Below are 16,495 nucleotides of genomic sequence, written 5' to 3'. Positions count from 1 at the left end.
CTCCCTTCCACCCATGACCATTTGAGTCCACCTCCCTATATTGGCGCCTGATTCCCGAATCAGGCAGCTCATGCGCGTTTTCAGCGTTCCAGTCTCAGTTCCCTTCCTGCGCACCGTCGTCTCAAGCCTGCTCGACGGCCGGCTGGTCGACGGCTTTGAGGCGCGCAAGGAACCTGCACGGCTGGCGGACGCCACGTTGTACCTGCCGACAAGGCGCGCCATGCGAATCGTCCGCGAGATCTTCCTCGACGAGTTGAAGGCGGATGCCGTCGTGCTGCCGCGCATCGTCGCGCTCGGCGACCTCGATGAGGATGAACTCGCTTTCGCCGATGAAGGCGAACAGTTTTCCGGCGCAACACCGCTCGACATTCCGCCGCGCCTCGGCGAACTCGAACGGCGGCTGACACTGGCGCAGCTGGTCGCAGCCTGGTCCAAGGGCCCAGTGCTGTCTCCGCTGGTCGTCGGCGGCCCCGCTTCGACTCTGGCGCTGGCCTCCGATCTCGCGCGGTTGATCGACGATATGGTCACGCGCGGCGTCGACTGGAGCGCACTCGATGGCCTCGTGCCTGATATGCTCGACCGGTACTGGCAGCACTCGCTTGAATTTTTGCGCATCGCGCGCATCGCCTGGCCCGGTCATCTCGCCGAAATCAAACGCATCGAGCCCGCTGCCCGCCGCGACCTCCTGATCGATGCCGAAGCCAAGCGGCTGACCGCGCATCACCATGGCCCCGTGATCGCGGCCGGTTCGACCGGCTCGATGCCGGCCACGGCAAGATTTCTCCACGCAGTCGCCTTGCTGCCGCATGGCGCCGTGGTGCTGCCCGGCCTCGATACCGATCTCGACGACGATGCCTGGCGCAGCATCGGCGGCGTACGCGACTCGCTCGGCAAGTTCGCGGAGCATCCGGTCTCGAACCATCCGCAATATGCCATGCACGCGCTGCTGGATCGCTTTGGCATCAAGCGCAGCGACGTCGATATCCTCCAGCCTCCGGCGGAAGGCGGCCGCGATCTGCTCGCCTCCGAATCGATGCGGCCATCGGCCAAGACCGAGATTTGGCACGACCGCCTGAAGCAGCCGGATGTGGCCGCGAAGATCACCGGCGGCATGAACAATCTCGCAGTGGTCGAAGCCCCCAATCCCGAGATGGAAGCCCTCGCCATCGCGATTGCGATGCGTGAGGCGCGGCATCTCGACAAATCCGCCGCGCTCGTCACGCCCGACCGCGCACTGGCGCGGCGGGTGATGGCCGCGCTGACCCGGTGGGACCTCGCGTTCGACGATTCCGGCGGCGACGTCTTGATGGAGACGTCCGCCGGCGTGTTTGCGCGACTCACAGCGGAGGCTGCGACCAAGGGATTGGAGCCGCCGACGCTGCTGGCGATGCTGAAGCATCCGCTGTGCCGGCTCGGCCGTGCACCTGGCGCGTGGAGGGCGGCGATCGAGGGCCTGGAGCTTGCGGTCTTGCGCGGCACGCGCCCGCCTGCAGGCACTGCCGGCCTGCTGCGTGAATTCAATCGCTTCCGCGAGGAGCTGGCAAAGCTGTGGCGCAGCGAGGTCTCCGCGCTGCATAAGGCCGAGCCGCGCGCGCGTCTCAAAGCGGAAGACCTGGATCGCATCCAGGCGCTGATCGATGCCCTGCGGATAGCATTGGCGCCGATCGAGAGCCTGGCGTCAGCGAAGCCGTTTGACTTCGCCGAGCTCGCACATCGCCACCGCGAGATCATGATCGAGCTGTCGCGCGACGAGCAGGGCATTTCCCTGGCCTTCGAGGACCGCGAAGGCCTCGCGCTCGCGAGCGCCTTCGACGATCTCCTGCGCGGCGGCACGACCAGCGGACTGATGGTGACGCTGCCCGACTACGCAGACGTCTTCCAGACCGCATTTGGCGATCGCGCGGTGCGGCGGCGAGACAAGCCCGGCGCGCGGCTTCAGATCTACGGCCCGCTGGAATCGCGCCTGATGCAGGCCGACCGAATCATCGTCGGCGGACTGATCGAGGGCGTCTGGCCGCCGGCGCCCCGCATCGATCCCTGGCTCAGCCGACCGATGCGGCACCAGCTCGGCCTCGATCTGCCTGAGCGCCGTATCGGCCTCTCCGCCCATGATTTTGCGCAACTGCTCGGCGGCGACGAGGTCATCCTCACCCACTCCGCAAAGGCGGGCGGCGCGCCCGCGGTGGCTTCGCGCTTCCTGCATCGGTTAGAGGCGGTCGCGGGCGACGCGCACTGGAAGACAGCAATTCGCGCGGGCGAGAAATATGTGCAATTCGCAACCGCGCTGGACCAGCCCGACGAGGTCAAACCGATCAAACAACCCGAGCCGCGACCGCCGCGCGCGACCCGGCCGCTCAGGATGTCTGTGACTGCGATCGAGGACTGGCTGCGCGATCCCTATACGATCTACGCAAAACACATTTTGCGGCTCGACGCGCTCGATCCCGTCGACATGCCGCTGTCGGCCGCCGACCGCGGCTCGGCGATCCACGATGCACTCGGCGAGTTCACGGAACGCTACGCCACGAATCTGCCCGACGATCCCGCGCGCGTGCTGCGCGTGATCGGTGAAAAGTACTTTGCACCGCTGATGGAACGTCCCGAGGCGCGGGCGCTATGGTGGCCACGTTTCCAGCGCATCGCGCGCTGGTTCGGCGAATGGGAGACGGCGCGTCGCGACGTGATCGAGGTCATCACCGCGGAGACCCGTGGCGAGATTTCGATCGCGCTCGACAGTACGCGCAGCTTCAAGCTGTCCGCGCGCGCCGACCGCATCGAGCGGCGCCAGGGCGGCGGCTATGCCATCCTCGACTACAAGACCGGCCAGCCGCCGACCGGCAAGCAGGTCCGGATGGGCCTGTCGCCGCAACTCACGCTGGAAGCCGCGATCCTGCGCGAGGGCGGTTTTCCCGATATCGATGCCGGCGCTTCCGTGAGCCAGCTCGTCTATGTGCGCCTGAGCGGCAACAATCCGCCGGGCGAGGAGCGCATCCTCGAGCTCAAATATAGGCAAGGCGATGAGCCGCAGCCGCCTGATACGGCTGCTGCCGAAGCACGGGCCAAGCTGGAGGCGCTGATCCGCGCCTTCGAGGACGAGAGCCAGCCCTACACCTCGCTGAACCTGCCGATGTGGACGAACCGCTACGGCACTTATGACGACCTCGCCCGGATCAAGGAATGGTCCGCGGCCGGCGGATTGGGAATCGAGGAATGGTGAAGTTGCCGCGTCCCATTCCCGATGAGGTGCGCGCGCGGCAGGCACGCGCGTCCGATCCGACTGCGTCGGCGTTCGTGTCGGCCAATGCCGGCTCGGGCAAGACGCATGTGCTGGTGCAGCGGGTGATCCGCCTGCTGCTCTCTGGCGTGCCGCCGGAAAAGATCCTCTGCATCACCTTCACGAAGGCGGCTGCCGCCAACATGGCCGAGCGCGTGTTCACCACGCTCGGGCATTGGGTGACGCTCGACGACACGGCACTCGACGCGGCGATCACGGCGGTCGGCATCCCGCATCCCAATTCAAAGTTGCGCCGCGAAGCGCGAAAACTGTTCGCCTGTGCGCTGGAGACGCCCGGCGGACTGAAGGTGCAGACCATCCACGCGCTGTGCACCCGCCTGCTCCAGCAGTTTCCGTTCGAGGCCAACGTGCCCGCGCGCTTCGCGGTGATCGACGATCGCGACCAGACCGACATGATGGAGCGCGCCAATCTGAAGGTACTGCTGGAGGCCGCGCGCGATCCTGACAGCGTCACCGGCCGCGCGCTGCTGACTGCGATGGCGAGCGCCGCCGATGTCACCTTTAAGGAGGTCGTGCGCGAGGCTTGTCTGAGCCGCGACCATTTCATGGCCTGGACCGACGAGGCCGGCAACGCTGAGCTGGCAGCCGAGCAGATGGCAGCGGCGCTGGGCGTGGACGCCAGCGATCGCATCGAGGACGTCGAAACGGAGATTCTCGACGGTCCGTTCCTGCCGCGATCGCGCTGGGATGACATCGCTTTTGCACTGGAGGACGGCAGCAAATCCGACAACGACCAGTCCGGTCGGCTCCGCGAAGCAAAAGTCTTTTCCGGCGGCGCGCAGGTCGATGCCTATCTCAGCGTCTTCCTCACCGACGACAAATTGCCGCGCAAGGCGGTGCTGACCAAGAAGTTTTGCGATCACAACCCGTCCGTTGCCCGCCTGTTCGAGAGCGAGGCGCAGCGCCTCAGCGGATTGGTCGAGAAGCGCCGCGCGGTGACCATGCGCGACCGCACCGCGGCCCTGCTGCATATCGCGACTGCTGCCGCCGCAAACTATCGGCGCGAGAAGCAGGAGCGCGGGCTGCTCGACTACGACGACCTTATCGACAAGACACTGGCGATGCTCAACCGCGTTTCTTCGGGTTGGGTGCATTACAAGCTCGACCGCGGCGTCGATCACGTGCTGATCGACGAAGCCCAGGACACCAGCCCCCGGCAATGGGACATCGTCGCGCACATCATCTCCGAGTTCACCGCAGGTAAAGGTGCCCGCGAGGGACTGAACCGCACCGTCTTCGCGGTCGGCGACGAGAAGCAGTCGATCTTCTCGTTCCAGGGAGCTGACCCGCATGAATTCGACGCGCGCCGGCGCGAGCTGGACCGCAAGTTCACCGCCGCCGGGCTGAAATTCGATCCGGTCGCCTTCACCTATTCGTTCCGCTCGGGTGCTGCGATCCTGCATTCGGTCGACCACGTCTTCCGCGAGCCCGCGATCTACAAGAGCATCCATTCGCTCGAGACCGGTCATCCCCTGCACAATGCCCTCGGCGATGCAGGCCCGAGCGTGATCGAGTTGTGGGACCTCGCGGAAGCCGATGACAGGCAGGAGATCGAAGGATGGCGCGCGCCGTTCGACGGCGTCGCCGCCACCAGCCCCGAGGTCAAGCTTGCGCGCCGCATCCAGACCGAGATCAAGCGGCTGGTCGAGAGCGGCACGCTGACGGGACACGAAGGCGAGCGGCGGCCCCTGCGCTATGGCGACATGCTGATCCTGGTGCGGCGGCGCGGCAATGCGTTCGACGCCGTGATCCAGGCCCTGAAGCATGCCAACGTTCCTGTCGCGGGCGCCGATCGACTGAAGCTCACCGAGCACATCGGAATCATCGATCTGATGAACCTCGCCGACGCGCTGTTGCTGCCGCAGGACGATCTCGCGCTCGCGGTGGCGCTGAAGAGCCCGCTGTTCGGGCTCGATGACGACGATCTGTTCCAGCTTGCCTGGGATCGCAAGGGATCCTTGCGCCGCGCGCTCGCCGAGCATGCAGGCACAAGCGAGAAATTCGCTGCGGCGTTGCGACGCCTCGAAGCCTGCGAAATGCGTGCGCGCGAGGAAACGCCGTTCGCCTTTTACGCCTGGCTGCTCGGCGGCGACGGCGGACGCGCGCGCATCCTGCGCCGGCTCGGTCACGAGGCCAACGACGCGCTCGACGAATTTCTGGAGCTGGCGCTGAACTACGAACGCAAGGCGCCGGCCTCGCTGCAGGGCTTCATGGCCTGGCTGCGTTCGGCCGACACTGAGGTGAAGCGCGACATGGAGATCTCGCGCGACGAGGTACGGGTGATGACCGTGCACGGCGCCAAAGGCCTGGAAGCTTCCGTCGTGTTCATGGTCGACACCACATCGTCGCCTGCGGACTCGCAGCGGGTCCGGTTGATCCACATGCCGCGAGGCAATGGCGGCGAAGTCGTGGTGTGGGCCGGCCGCAAGGCGGACGATCCAAAGCCCGTCGCCGACGCACGCAAGGCGATGATCGAGGAGACCGAGGACGAATACCGCCGCCTGCTCTACGTCGCGATGACGCGCGCCGCCGACCGGCTGATCGTCGGCGGCTGCTTGCCCGGCAACATGAAGGCGGTTCGCAAGCTGAGCTGGTACGACCTGGTCGACACCGGGCTCGCCGGCTCGGGCCTGGACAAGCAGACAATCGAGACGCCGCTCGGCAAAGTGACGCGATTCGCGCGGCCCGGGGATGCCGAGGCACTGGGCACGCCGGCGACGTCCGTGGACCAGACGACCGCGCTCCCGGACTGGCTGCGAACGCCGGCGCCGCGCGAGACCGTCGATGACGATCCTGTCCGTCCCTCCGGCCAGTCTGCCGAGGGAGGCCGCGTAGTGCGGTCAAGTGAATCGGTGCAGTCCCGCGCGCTCGCGCTGCAACGCGGCACGCTGGTGCACCGGCTGCTGCAATCACTCCCCGACATCGCCAGCGATCGCCGGCGCGAGGCCGCGCTCGGCTTCATGGCGCGCAATGCCTCGGACTGGGCGGAGGCTGACCGCGCCGCGCTGGCCGACAAGGTGCTCGCCCTCATCACTGAACCGCGCTTCGCGCCGGTCTTTGCCGCGGGCAGCCGGGCGGAGGTCGCCATCGTCGGCAGGCTGGAGCGGCCAGGCCGCACCCCGGCGCTGGTGTCGGGGCAGATCGACCGGCTGGTCGTTCGTCCGGATGAGGTTTTGATCGTCGATTTCAAGACCAACCAGGCGGCGCCCAGGAGCGCCGCTGAGGCGCCCGCGACCTATGTCCGGCAGCTTGCGCTGTATCGGGCGGTGCTATCGCGGCTTTATCCCCAAAAGCCTGTTCGAGCCGTTCTGCTCTGGACCGAGGCCCTTGAATATATGGAGATTTCAGCCCCCGCGCTGGACGCGGCGCTGGCATCCCTTCATCTCCGTGTGAGCGTCCTTGACCCGGCAAGGAGCCGTTCATAGGTTGACGCCATGATCTCGGGTGCGATTCCCGTCGCGTCCTTCTCTCAGGTACGAGGTATTCCCATGGCCGTTGGCAAAGTTTCTGACACCGATTTCGAAGCCGAAGTGCTCAAGGCGGACGGTCCGGTGGTTGTCGATTTCTGGGCCGAATGGTGCGGTCCCTGCCGCATGATCGCACCCGCGCTCGACGAGATCTCCGGCGCGATGGGCGACAAGGTCAAGATCGTGAAGCTCAACGTCGACGAGAGCCCGAAGACCGCGTCGAAGTATGGCGTGATGTCGATCCCGACCCTGATGATCTTCAAGGGCGGCGAGATGGCTTCTCGCCAGGTCGGCGCAGCGCCGAAGGCAAAGCTGCAGCAGTGGATCACCTCCGCAGTCTGATCCGCCGCGCACGAGATTATTTTTTGGAAACGGCCGGCGAAAGTCGGCCGTTTTGCGTTGATGGGACATGTCCTGCGTATGACGAGTCCCAACCCGTGCCTTCCCCCGCAAAACGCGCGCGAAAATCGACATCTCTCGTTGCGATGGAGGCGAAGTCCGTCGATGCGATCCCGCGCGGCAAGGAGTGGCAATACGAGCCGAAATGGGATGGCTTCCGTTGCCTGCTATCGCGCAATGGCGGCAGCATTGATTTGCGCTCGAAATCCGGCGAGGACCTCGCGCGCTACTTCCCCGAGATCGTCGCCGCGGCACTGAAGCTGAAGGCGGATTGCTTCACGCTCGACGGCGAGATTGTCGTGCCGCACGGCAAAAGCTTTTCTTTCGACGCGCTGCTGCAGCGCATTCACCCCGCTTCAAGCCGCGTGAACAAGCTCTCTCAGGACACGCCGGCACTTTATCTCGTCTTCGATCTGCTTGCGACGGCTGGCGAGAAGCAGCTTGCCAAAGAGCCGCTCGGCGAGCGGCGGCCGGCGCTGGAAGCGTTTGCGAAAGCCAACCTGAAAGCCAGCATCTTCCGCCTCTCACCGGCGGCGACAAGCTACGCCACCGCGCAAAAATGGCTGGCGCAATCCGGCGGCGGCTCGGACGGCGTCATCGCCAAGCGCATCGACCTGCCTTACCAGGCGGGAAATCGCGACGGCATGCAGAAGATCAAGAAATTCCGGAGCGCCGATTGTGTCGTCGGCGGCTTCCGCTATGCCACCAACAAGCTCGCCGGCCGGAGCGTGGTCGGCTCGCTGCTGCTCGGACTCTACGATGACGAAGGTCTCCTTCACCATGTCGGCTTCACCTCGGCGATCAAGGCGACAGAAAGGCCTGCTCTGACCGATCGGCTGGAAGCGCTGATCGGCGAGCCGGGCTTCACCGGCAACGCGCCGGGCGGGCCGAGCCGCTGGTCCACGGAGCGCTCGGCAAAATGGTGTCCGCTCAAGCCGAAGCTCGTGATCGAGGTCTGCTACGACCATTTCAGCGGCGAGCGCTTTCGCCACGGCACCTCGATCCTGCGCTGGCGCCCCGACAAGGCACCGCGGCAATGCAGCTTCGAGCAGCTGAAGCAGAAGGTGGCGGATCCGATGAAGTTGCTTGGATGACGATCGCTCTCGTGCCCCGGACGCAGCGCAGCGCTTCTTCAGCGGTGCGCTGCAGAGCCGGGGCCCACCGCCTGCTGGGTCCCGGCTCTGCGTCGCGTCATTTCATGCCGCGCCGCGTCCGGGACACGAGCGGGGCTATCTAATCCATCCCGTCGCCAGCGCGTTCGCCAACTCCGGCTGGCCGTTGCGACGCGCCAGCGCGGCCATCGTGTCGTGATCGTACGCAACGTGACGAAACGTCATCTGCCAGGCGTCATCGACGCGCTCGGCGATCGCATAGCGCGCATGCGGCGTACCGGCTTCGACGACATGCGGGAACGGATGCTTGTCGCGATAACCGGGACTGCCGACGCTGCCGGGATTGACGACCAGCCGACCATCGCGCAGCCGCACCGCGCGGGCGAGATGGGTGTGGGCGCAAAGGATCAATGATTGCGCGATGCCTTGCGCAAACTGCTCGATGCGATCGAGCGGCGACAGCGCCACCGTGCCGTCGGGATGCACGGTATCAAGCCAGTAGACCTCGTCATTGCCGGGCGTCGCGTGGCAGAGGAAAACCTGATCGCGAAAGACGCGCGACATCGGCTGCGCGCGTAGCCAGTCGAGCTGCGAGCCATCCAGCTCCGCATGGACGGGGCGATCCCATGAACCCATCTTCTCCGGGGGACGGTCGAGCAGATAGCGGTCGTGATTGCCGAGCACGTGCACGGCATCGAGCTTCATCAGGATCTCGATCGTGCGGCGCGCGTCGAGCGGGCCGCTCAGCATGTCGCCGAGATTGACGATGTCGGAGATGCCCTGCGCGCGAATGTCGGCGAGCACTGCCTCCAGCGCGAGATAGTTTCCGTGGACGTCGGCAATCGCGGCAAAACGCATGTTGGTCACCGCAACCCTTATGCAGGAGGCGTGCCGTTGAGCCCCAGCACGTGGCCGGCGAGATAGAGCGAGCCGGTGATCAGGATGCGCGGCGGCACTTCATAGGCGAGCTTCGCCAATGCGCGCAGTGCGGCCTCGATACCCGGCGCGGGCTCGACGCGCATGCCGAGGCTGCGCGCGGCATCCGCGAGGATGTCGACCGGCATCGCGTTGTCGGTGTCGGGAATCGGCACCGCGATGATATGACGGGTCAGACCGGCGAAATTGGCCAGAAACGCTCGCGCGTCCTTGTTGGCCATCATGCCGGCGATGACGACCAGCGGTCGCGACACCCGCTCCTCGAGATCGCCGAGCGCCGCCGCCGTGACGCGGCCGCCCTCGGCATTGTGCCCACCATCGAGCCAGATCTCCGATCCCTGCGGCCCCCAGGAGAGCAACTCGCCGGACGTAATGCGCTGCATACGTGCCGGCCATTCGGCGCCGACGATGCCGGCCTCAAACGCCGCTTGGTTGATCTTGAAGGCGTTGGTGGCCCGCAGCGTCGCAATCGCGAGGCCGGCATTGTCGAACTGGTGGCGGCCGAACAGGCGCGGCGCCGTGAGATCCATCAAACCGCGATCGTCGGAATAGACCAGCCGCCCGTGCTCGACATTGACGTGCCAGCTCTCGCCTGCGGCAAACAGCGGCGCGCGCATGCGCTTGGCCTGGGCCTCGATCACCGCCATCACCTCGCCCGACTGCTCGGCGCAGATCACCGGCACGCCCCGCTTGATGATCGCGGCCTTCTCGCCGGCGATCGAGGTCAAGGTGTCACCGAGGAAATCCATGTGGTCCATGCTGACAGGCGTGATCACGCAGGCCGCTGGTGTATCGACCACATTGGTCGAATCGAGCCGGCCGCCGAGGCCGACTTCGAGCAGCACGACATCGGCCGGATTCTGCGCGAACAGAAGAAACGCAGCCGCAGTCTTGAGCTCGAACACGGTGGCGGCTTCGCCGGCATTGACCCGCTCGACCTCTTCCAGCGCCGCGCGCAATTCGTCGTCACCGACCAGCACGCCACCGCCAACGCGGCCGAGCCGGAAACATTCGTTGATGCGAACGAGATAGGGCGAGGTGTAGGCGTGGACGCGGAGGCCCGCGGCCTCCAGCGTCGCGCGCAGATAAGCGAGCGTCGAGCCCTTGCCGTTGGTGCCGGCGATATGGATCACCGGCGGCAGCTTGCTTTCAGGGTGACCGAGCCGCTCGAGCAGGCGGTGCATCCGCTCCAGCCCGAGATCGATGCGCTTCTGATGCAGGACCGACAGCCGCGCGATCAAGTCGCCCAGCGATGGCTTTGCGCTGTCGGAGGAAGTGTTCACGCGTGCGGCGCGGCCGGCGCCGTCTCGGGAGCCGATACGATCTGCGCCGGGCTGACGACCGGCTGCACCGGTTTCGAGGCGCTCTCCAGCGCCGGCGCCCTGGTCAACAGGCGGCAGAGCCGCGCCAGGGTCGGGCGCAATTCGTGGCGATGCACGACCATGTCGACCATGCCGTGCTCCTTGAGGTATTCGGCGCGCTGGAAACCCTCGGGGAGCTTTTCGCGGATGGTCTGCTCGATCACGCGCGCGCCGGCAAAACCGATCAGCGCACCGGGCTCGGCGATCTGCACGTCGCCGAGCATCGCATAGGACGCGGTGACGCCGCCGGTGGTCGGGTTGGTCAGCACGACGATGTAAGGCTGTTTTGCCTCACGCAGCATCTGCACCGCGACGGTGGTACGCGGCATCTGCATCAGCGACAGGATGCCTTCTTGCATGCGCGCACCGCCTGACGCTGCGAACACGATGAACGGCGACTTCTTCTCGACCGCAAGCTCGAGCCCGCGCACGATGGCTTCGCCCGCGGCCATGCCGAGCGAGCCGCCCATGAAATCGAAATCCTGCACGGCGACGACGACGGCGGCACCTTCGAGCTTGCCGTAGCCGACCTTGATCGCGTCGTTCAGATTGGTCCGCGCGCGTGCATCCTTGATGCGATCGACGTACTTCTTCTCGTCGCGGAATTTGAGCGGATCGGGCGTGACGTCAGGCAGCGCGACGTCGTACCAGGTCTCGTTGTCGAAAATCGACCTCAGACGCGCCACCGAGTTCATGCGCATGTGGTAGTTCGAGCCGGGGATGACGAACTGGTTGGCCTCGACGTCCTTGTAGAACACGAGCTGTCCGGAATCCGGGCACTTGATCCACAGATTCTCCGGCGTCTCCCGCCGCAGCATGTTGCGGATCTTCGGCCGGACCACATTGGTAAGCCAGTTCATGGTTTGCTCCGATGTGCGACCCGCCTTGCGGATCGCCTGAAGGGATATATGGCGGCCGGGCCCCGGCCCGGCAAGCCGCCGTGTCGCCCGCCCGAGAAGCGGAATTGTGGCCTATTCCGCCGCCTGTTGCGCGCCCTTGACGCCCTGGGCCAGGGCCGCCGTCAACTCGGCGACGGCGTTAACGGTTTTGCCGGTGGCGCGCCCGTCCGCATCGAGGCTGTTCTTGAGGGCGTCGATCAGCGCGGTGCCGACCACGGCGCCATTGGCATGGGACGCAATGGCGCGGGCGTTCTCCGGCGTGCGAATGCCGAAGCCGACGCAGACCGGCAGCTTGGTGTGCCGCTTGATACGGGTAACCGCCTCGCTCACGGAGGAGGCGTCAGCCGCCGCCGCGCCTGTGATGCCGGTGATCGCGACGTAATAGACAAAGCCCGAGGTGTTGGCGAGCACCGCCGGCAGGCGCTTGTCGTCCGTGGTCGGCGTCGCCAGGCGGATGAAGTTGAGGCCGGCCTTCATCGCGGGCAGGCAGAGCTCGTCGTCCTCTTCCGGCGGCAAGTCGACGATGATGAGGCCGTCGATGCCGGCGGCTTTCGCATCACCTAAGAATTTGTCGACGCCATAGATGTAGATCGGGTTGTAATAGCCCATCAGCACGATCGGCGTGGCGTTGTCGTCCTTGCGGAAGCCGCGCACGAGATCGAGCGTCTTCTTCAGCGTCATGCCGACCTTGAGCGCGCGAAGGCCGGCGGCCTGGATCGACGGGCCGTCGGCCATCGGATCGGTAAAGGGCATGCCGAGTTCGATCACATCGGCGCCCGCCTTCGGCAGCGCCTTGATGATCTCGAGCGAGGTCGCCGGATCGGGATCGCCGGCCATCACGAAGGTGACGAAGGCCGCGCGGCCGGCTTTTTTCAACTCGGCGAAACGGGTGTCGATACGCGTGGTCACTTGCTCTTGCCCCTCAGGATGTCGCCGACCTGCGGGACGTCCTTGTCGCCGCGGCCGGAGAGGTTGACGACCATCAGGTGATCTTTTGCCCGCTTCGGCGCGAGCTCCATCACCTTGGCGATGGCATGTGCCGGCTCGAGCGCGGGGATGATGCCTTCCAGCTTTGACAACAACTGGAACGCTGCGAGCGCCTCGTCGTCGGTCGCGGAGAGATAGTTCACGCGGCCGATCTCGTGCAGCCAGGAATGCTCGGGGCCGATGCCGGGATAGTCGAGGCCGGCCGAGATCGAATGCGCGTCCTGGATCTGGCCGTCGGCATCCATCAGGAGATAGGTGCGGTTGCCGTGCAGCACGCCGGGACGGCCGCCCGCGATCGAGGCGGCATGCAGTTGCGTCAGCCCGTGGCCGGCGGCTTCGACGCCGAAGATTTGGACGGTGGAATCGTCGAGGAACGGATGAAACAGGCCCATCGCGTTGGAGCCGCCGCCGATGCAGGCGACCAGCGAATCCGGTAGGCGGCCTTCGATCTCCTGCATCTGCGCCTTGGTCTCGTTGCCGATGATCGACTGGAAGTCGCGCACCAGCGTCGGATAGGGATGCGGACCGGCGACAGTGCCGATGCAGTAGAAGGTATCGTGCACGTTGGTGACCCAGTCGCGCAGCGCCTCGTTCATGGCGTCCTTCAGCGTGCGCGTGCCCGACTGCACCGGGATCACCTTGGCGCCCAGCATTTCCATGCGGATGACATTGGGTTGCTGCCGCTCGACGTCGACGGCGCCCATATAGACGACGCAGTCGAGACCGAAGCGCGCGCACAGCGTCGCAGTGGCGACACCGTGCTGGCCGGCGCCGGTCTCGGCGATGATGCGCTTCTTGCCCATGCGCCGCGCCAGCATGATCTGGCCGAGCACGTTGTTCACCTTGTGGGAGCCGGTGTGGTTGAGCTCTTCACGCTTGAGGTAGATTTTTGCGCCGCCGAGATGTTCGGTCAGACGCTCGGCGAAATAAAGCGGCGAGGGCCGGCCGACATAATTCTTGAGATAGCCGTTCATCTCGGACTGGAAGGCCGGATCGGCCTTGGCCTCGGTGTAGGCCTTCTCCAGATCGAGGATCAGCGGCATCAGGGTTTCGGCGACGAAGCGTCCGCCGAAAATGCCGAAATGGCCGCGCTCGTCGGGCCCGCTACGATAGGAATTGGGTTTTACGCTATTCATCGGACGCTCAACTTTTGACTTGCATCTTGGCTTGCGCGCGCAGCGCGAATGAAGGCTTTGATCATCTCGGGGTCCTTCACGCCCGGGGCGCTCTCGACACCGGAGGAGACGTCGACACCGCCGGCGCGGGTGACGCGAAGGGCTTCGGCGACGTTCCCTGGATGTAGCCCGCCCGAAACCATATACGGCAGCGCGAGCTCAAGGTTTTCGAGCAGGCGCCAATCGAACGGTGCACCCAGGCCACCGGGCCGGGTCGCGTCTTTCGGCGCGCGTGCGTCGAACAGGATGCGATCGGCGACCGCGAGGTAGCCAGGCAGCACGGCGAGATCGGCTGACGTTGCGACCGGCACGACCTTCATCACCGGGCGACCGAACCGCTGCTTGATGTCGCGCAGCCGCGCCACGCTCTCCTTGCCGTGAAGCTGGAAAATGTCCGGCGACAGCGCGTCCATGATGTTGTCGAGCGTCGCGTCGTCGGCGTCGACGGTGAGCGCGAGCTTGAGCGCGCGCCGTTTCACCTGCCGGCCGAGGTCCCGCCCCGCCTCCAGCGACAAATGCCGCGGCGACGGCGGGAAGAACACGAACCCCACCATGTCGGCACCCGCGTCGAGCGCCGTTTCGAGCGTCTCGGGCGTGGACAGGCCGCAGATTTTGACAAGCAGGGACATGTTTTCCAAGGATATGGGCTCAAAGCAAATGGAGGCCGCGGGTCGGCGGCCGGAAAACAGGGTTTTCGGTTGCGGCCGCTTCTACAACGTCGCGCGCTGCTTGTCTCGCCCGACCGGCCCGTAAAGGCCCACCCCGGAGGGAACGGGGAGGCGCTGGGACTCGGGCCTTGCTGCGGCCGCCTGGGCCCGCAGATCGGCCAGTTCGCCCCGTGCGGCCCGGGCCTCCGCGTCATTCCGGCGCGCCGCACGCCGCCAGCGCCGCTGGCCGAACCAGACGGCACAGCCGCCTGCGAAGACCCCGAGCGCAGCCACCACGATCAGGAGCAGGAACAGCGGCAGCGTGACCGAGAATGACGGATCGTTGGAAACGAAGGGATCGAACGAGACCGTGACGAAATGCCGGTTGGCGACGGCAAAGACCATCAGGATCAGGCCCAGCGGAATCACGATCAGCGCGGTCAGGAACTTTCGCATCTCGCTTCGCTCGCCTTGAATCAAGCTTGCGGCCGCATCGCTCGCGACCGCGGGAAACCCTGACGTCGGCCTCAGTCTGGCGCGCCTGGATCCGGATGGTCGCGATTCAACCGTTCGCGCATTTCCTTGCCGGTCTTGAAGAACGGAACGCTCTTCTGGTCGACGGGCACATGGGCGCCGGTGCGCGGATTGCGCCCTGCGCGTGCAGGGCGATGCTTGACCGAGAAGGCACCGAAGCCGCGCAACTCGACGCGGTCACCGCGCGCGAGAGCCGCTACGATCTCTTCGAGAATCGCATTCACAATGTTCTCGACATCCCGCTGGTACAGATGCGGGTTGTGCTCGGCGATACGCTGAACAAGTTCGGATTTGATCATTGAGAGATAGGACCCGGGAGCGTGCGGATGACCATTTCCGTGAAAATACCGTGATCTGTCAAGACGCTAAATGAAGATTGAGCGCCGTGAAAATGCGTGACAAATGCCGAAAAAGCGGGCTGGCCCGGCACGCGTCGAACGGGAAAAGCTTCTGGGGCTCGCCCGGCGCCGGTCAGTTCGACGCCGCCGGCTGCCACAAGGCCAGCATTCCATCCATTCCGATCCGATCGACCGCCTGAGCGACGCCGGTTTGTCCGATTTGATGCGCAATCGAGCCTAAACCCAGCGCTTCCAGCGTCACTGCGGCCGCAGTCTTGAGGAACGGCAGATCGCCGAAGCGCGGCTGCAACTTGTAATCGCGCACGGAGAGCCCCTTCTTGACGCCCTTCTGCTCGACCAGCCAGGTCACGGCGGTCTTCTCGTCGCCGATCTGGTCGATCAGCTTGAGATCGATCGCCTGGCGTCCGGTGAAGACACGGCCATCAACCACTTTCTCGAGCTGCGTGTCATCCATGCCACGCCGTTCCTTCACCAGGCCCTTGAACCAGGCATAGGAGTCCTTCACCAGCGCATCGAGCGCAGCCCGCGCCTCGGGGCTGGTCGGCTCAAAACCGTTGGGCGCGGCCTTCAACGGCGTGGATTTCACCTCCTCGACCTTGACGCCGACGGTTTTCAGCAGCTCCGAGAAGTTTGGAAACTGGAACAGCACGCCGATCGAGCCGACCAGCGAGCTCTGCTGGGCGATGATGTGGTCGCTGGCGATTGCGGTGATGTAGCCGCCGGACGCCGCAAGCCCTTCGACCACGACGACGAGAGGCTTCTTTGCCTTCAGACTCACAAGCGAATCATAGAGCTGCTCGGAGCCGGCGGTGGTGCCGCCCGGCGAGTTGATGTGGACGATGACGGCGGCAGCCTGCGAATTCTCCAGCCGCTCCAGCGCCTGCGTGCGATCGGAATCGCTGCGGATCAGGCCCTCGATCTGGACCCGCGCGATCGAGCCGGCGGACGCGAACGTGCCGCGCGCACCTGGTGTCGCCACCAGCGCGAAGCCTGCAATCGCCGCGATCGCGATCAGCGCGGCCATCACGCGCCAGAACGTCAGCTTGCGGCGGATCCTGCGGCGATCGACGATGATGTCCGAATCGAGCGACATCGGAATATCTCCAAAATGAAGGGCCAAGCGCGTTGTGCCGTCACAGCATGACCATTGGCTTATCTGGATACATCAATTGCGGCGCAATTTGAAGTAAACAAGGCTTGGCTCGGCGGAGGCCGCGTAGCCGGGCGCAATCGGGATAGGGGGACGCCTCGCGGCGTCGCCCCTCCCACACCACCGTACGTACGGGTCCGTATACGGCGGTTCGGTGGATTATGCGGGTCTCGG

13 protein-coding genes are annotated in these 16,495 nt (G+C 65.5%); 4 read left to right on the top strand and 9 right to left on the bottom strand.

Going from position 1 to position 16,495, the window contains the following annotated elements; genetic code table 11:
- Positions 1–70: 70 nt before the first annotated feature.
- From addB to IVB27_RS16890, 4 genes are all read left to right on the top strand, one after another.
- Positions 71–3,217, top strand: coding sequence for a double-strand break repair protein AddB (gene addB / locus IVB27_RS16905; RefSeq protein ID WP_247444542.1), 3,147 nt, complete (start codon positions 71–73; stop codon positions 3,215–3,217).
- A complete protein-coding gene (addA, locus tag IVB27_RS16900) occupies positions 3,211–6,720 on the top strand; it encodes a double-strand break repair helicase AddA (protein ID WP_247444541.1) in 3,510 nt (1,169 codons plus the stop codon). Before addB ends, addA begins: the two co-directional genes overlap by 7 nt.
- A gap of 63 nt (positions 6,721–6,783) precedes the next feature.
- Positions 6,784–7,104 (top strand): thioredoxin, encoded by a 321-nt coding sequence (trxA, locus tag IVB27_RS16895; protein WP_247352799.1) that lies wholly within the window; start codon positions 6,784–6,786, stop codon positions 7,102–7,104.
- Between the two features lie 143 nt (positions 7,105–7,247).
- Positions 7,248–8,255 carry an ATP-dependent DNA ligase gene (locus tag IVB27_RS16890; protein WP_247444679.1) on the top strand — a complete coding sequence of 336 codons (1,008 nt, stop codon included), beginning with the start codon at positions 7,248–7,250 and terminating at the stop codon, positions 8,253–8,255.
- 135 nt (positions 8,256–8,390) lie between these two features.
- Here the strand turns inward: IVB27_RS16890 and IVB27_RS16885 are convergent, their stop codons facing one another.
- From IVB27_RS16885 to sppA, 9 genes are all read right to left on the bottom strand, one after another.
- Positions 8,391–9,131 (bottom strand): metallophosphoesterase family protein, encoded by a 741-nt coding sequence (locus IVB27_RS16885; RefSeq protein WP_247444678.1) that lies wholly within the window; start codon positions 9,129–9,131, stop codon positions 8,391–8,393.
- A gap of 17 nt (positions 9,132–9,148) precedes the next feature.
- Positions 9,149–10,492 (bottom strand): bifunctional folylpolyglutamate synthase/dihydrofolate synthase, encoded by a 1,344-nt coding sequence (locus IVB27_RS16880; protein WP_247444540.1) that lies wholly within the window; start codon positions 10,490–10,492, stop codon positions 9,149–9,151.
- The gene (accD, locus tag IVB27_RS16875) at positions 10,489–11,430 is read right to left on the bottom strand and encodes an acetyl-CoA carboxylase, carboxyltransferase subunit beta (protein WP_247444539.1); all 942 of its coding nucleotides are present in this window, start codon (positions 11,428–11,430) and stop codon (positions 10,489–10,491) included. The genes IVB27_RS16880 and accD overlap by 4 nt, the downstream gene beginning before the upstream one ends.
- 111 nt (positions 11,431–11,541) lie before the next feature.
- Positions 11,542–12,378, bottom strand: a complete 837-nt coding sequence (gene trpA / locus IVB27_RS16870) for a tryptophan synthase subunit alpha (protein WP_247444538.1) — start codon at positions 12,376–12,378, stop codon at positions 11,542–11,544.
- Positions 12,375–13,592 (bottom strand): tryptophan synthase subunit beta, encoded by a 1,218-nt coding sequence (gene trpB / locus IVB27_RS16865; RefSeq protein ID WP_247444537.1) that lies wholly within the window; start codon positions 13,590–13,592, stop codon positions 12,375–12,377. Before trpB ends, trpA begins: the two co-directional genes overlap by 4 nt.
- Positions 13,589–14,260, bottom strand: coding sequence for a phosphoribosylanthranilate isomerase (locus IVB27_RS16860; RefSeq protein ID WP_247352787.1), 672 nt, complete (start codon positions 14,258–14,260; stop codon positions 13,589–13,591). Before IVB27_RS16860 ends, trpB begins: the two co-directional genes overlap by 4 nt.
- Before the next feature lie 81 nt (positions 14,261–14,341).
- Positions 14,342–14,734, bottom strand: coding sequence for a lipopolysaccharide assembly protein LapA domain-containing protein (locus IVB27_RS16855; protein WP_247444536.1), 393 nt, complete (start codon positions 14,732–14,734; stop codon positions 14,342–14,344).
- Between the two features lie 71 nt (positions 14,735–14,805).
- A complete protein-coding gene (locus IVB27_RS16850; protein WP_007598410.1) occupies positions 14,806–15,111 on the bottom strand; it encodes an integration host factor subunit beta in 306 nt (101 codons plus the stop codon).
- Between the two features lie 172 nt (positions 15,112–15,283).
- Positions 15,284–16,264, bottom strand: coding sequence for a signal peptide peptidase SppA (sppA, locus tag IVB27_RS16845; RefSeq protein ID WP_247444535.1), 981 nt, complete (start codon positions 16,262–16,264; stop codon positions 15,284–15,286).
- Positions 16,265–16,495 lie beyond the last annotated feature (231 nt).

Origin of the sequence: Bradyrhizobium sp. 197 (genome assembly GCF_023073375.1) — a bacterium.
Taxonomy (GTDB): domain Bacteria; phylum Pseudomonadota; class Alphaproteobacteria; order Rhizobiales; family Xanthobacteraceae; genus Bradyrhizobium.
The sequence above is the reverse complement of the archived record's forward strand: the minus strand, read 5'-3'. Positions and strand labels throughout refer to the sequence as shown.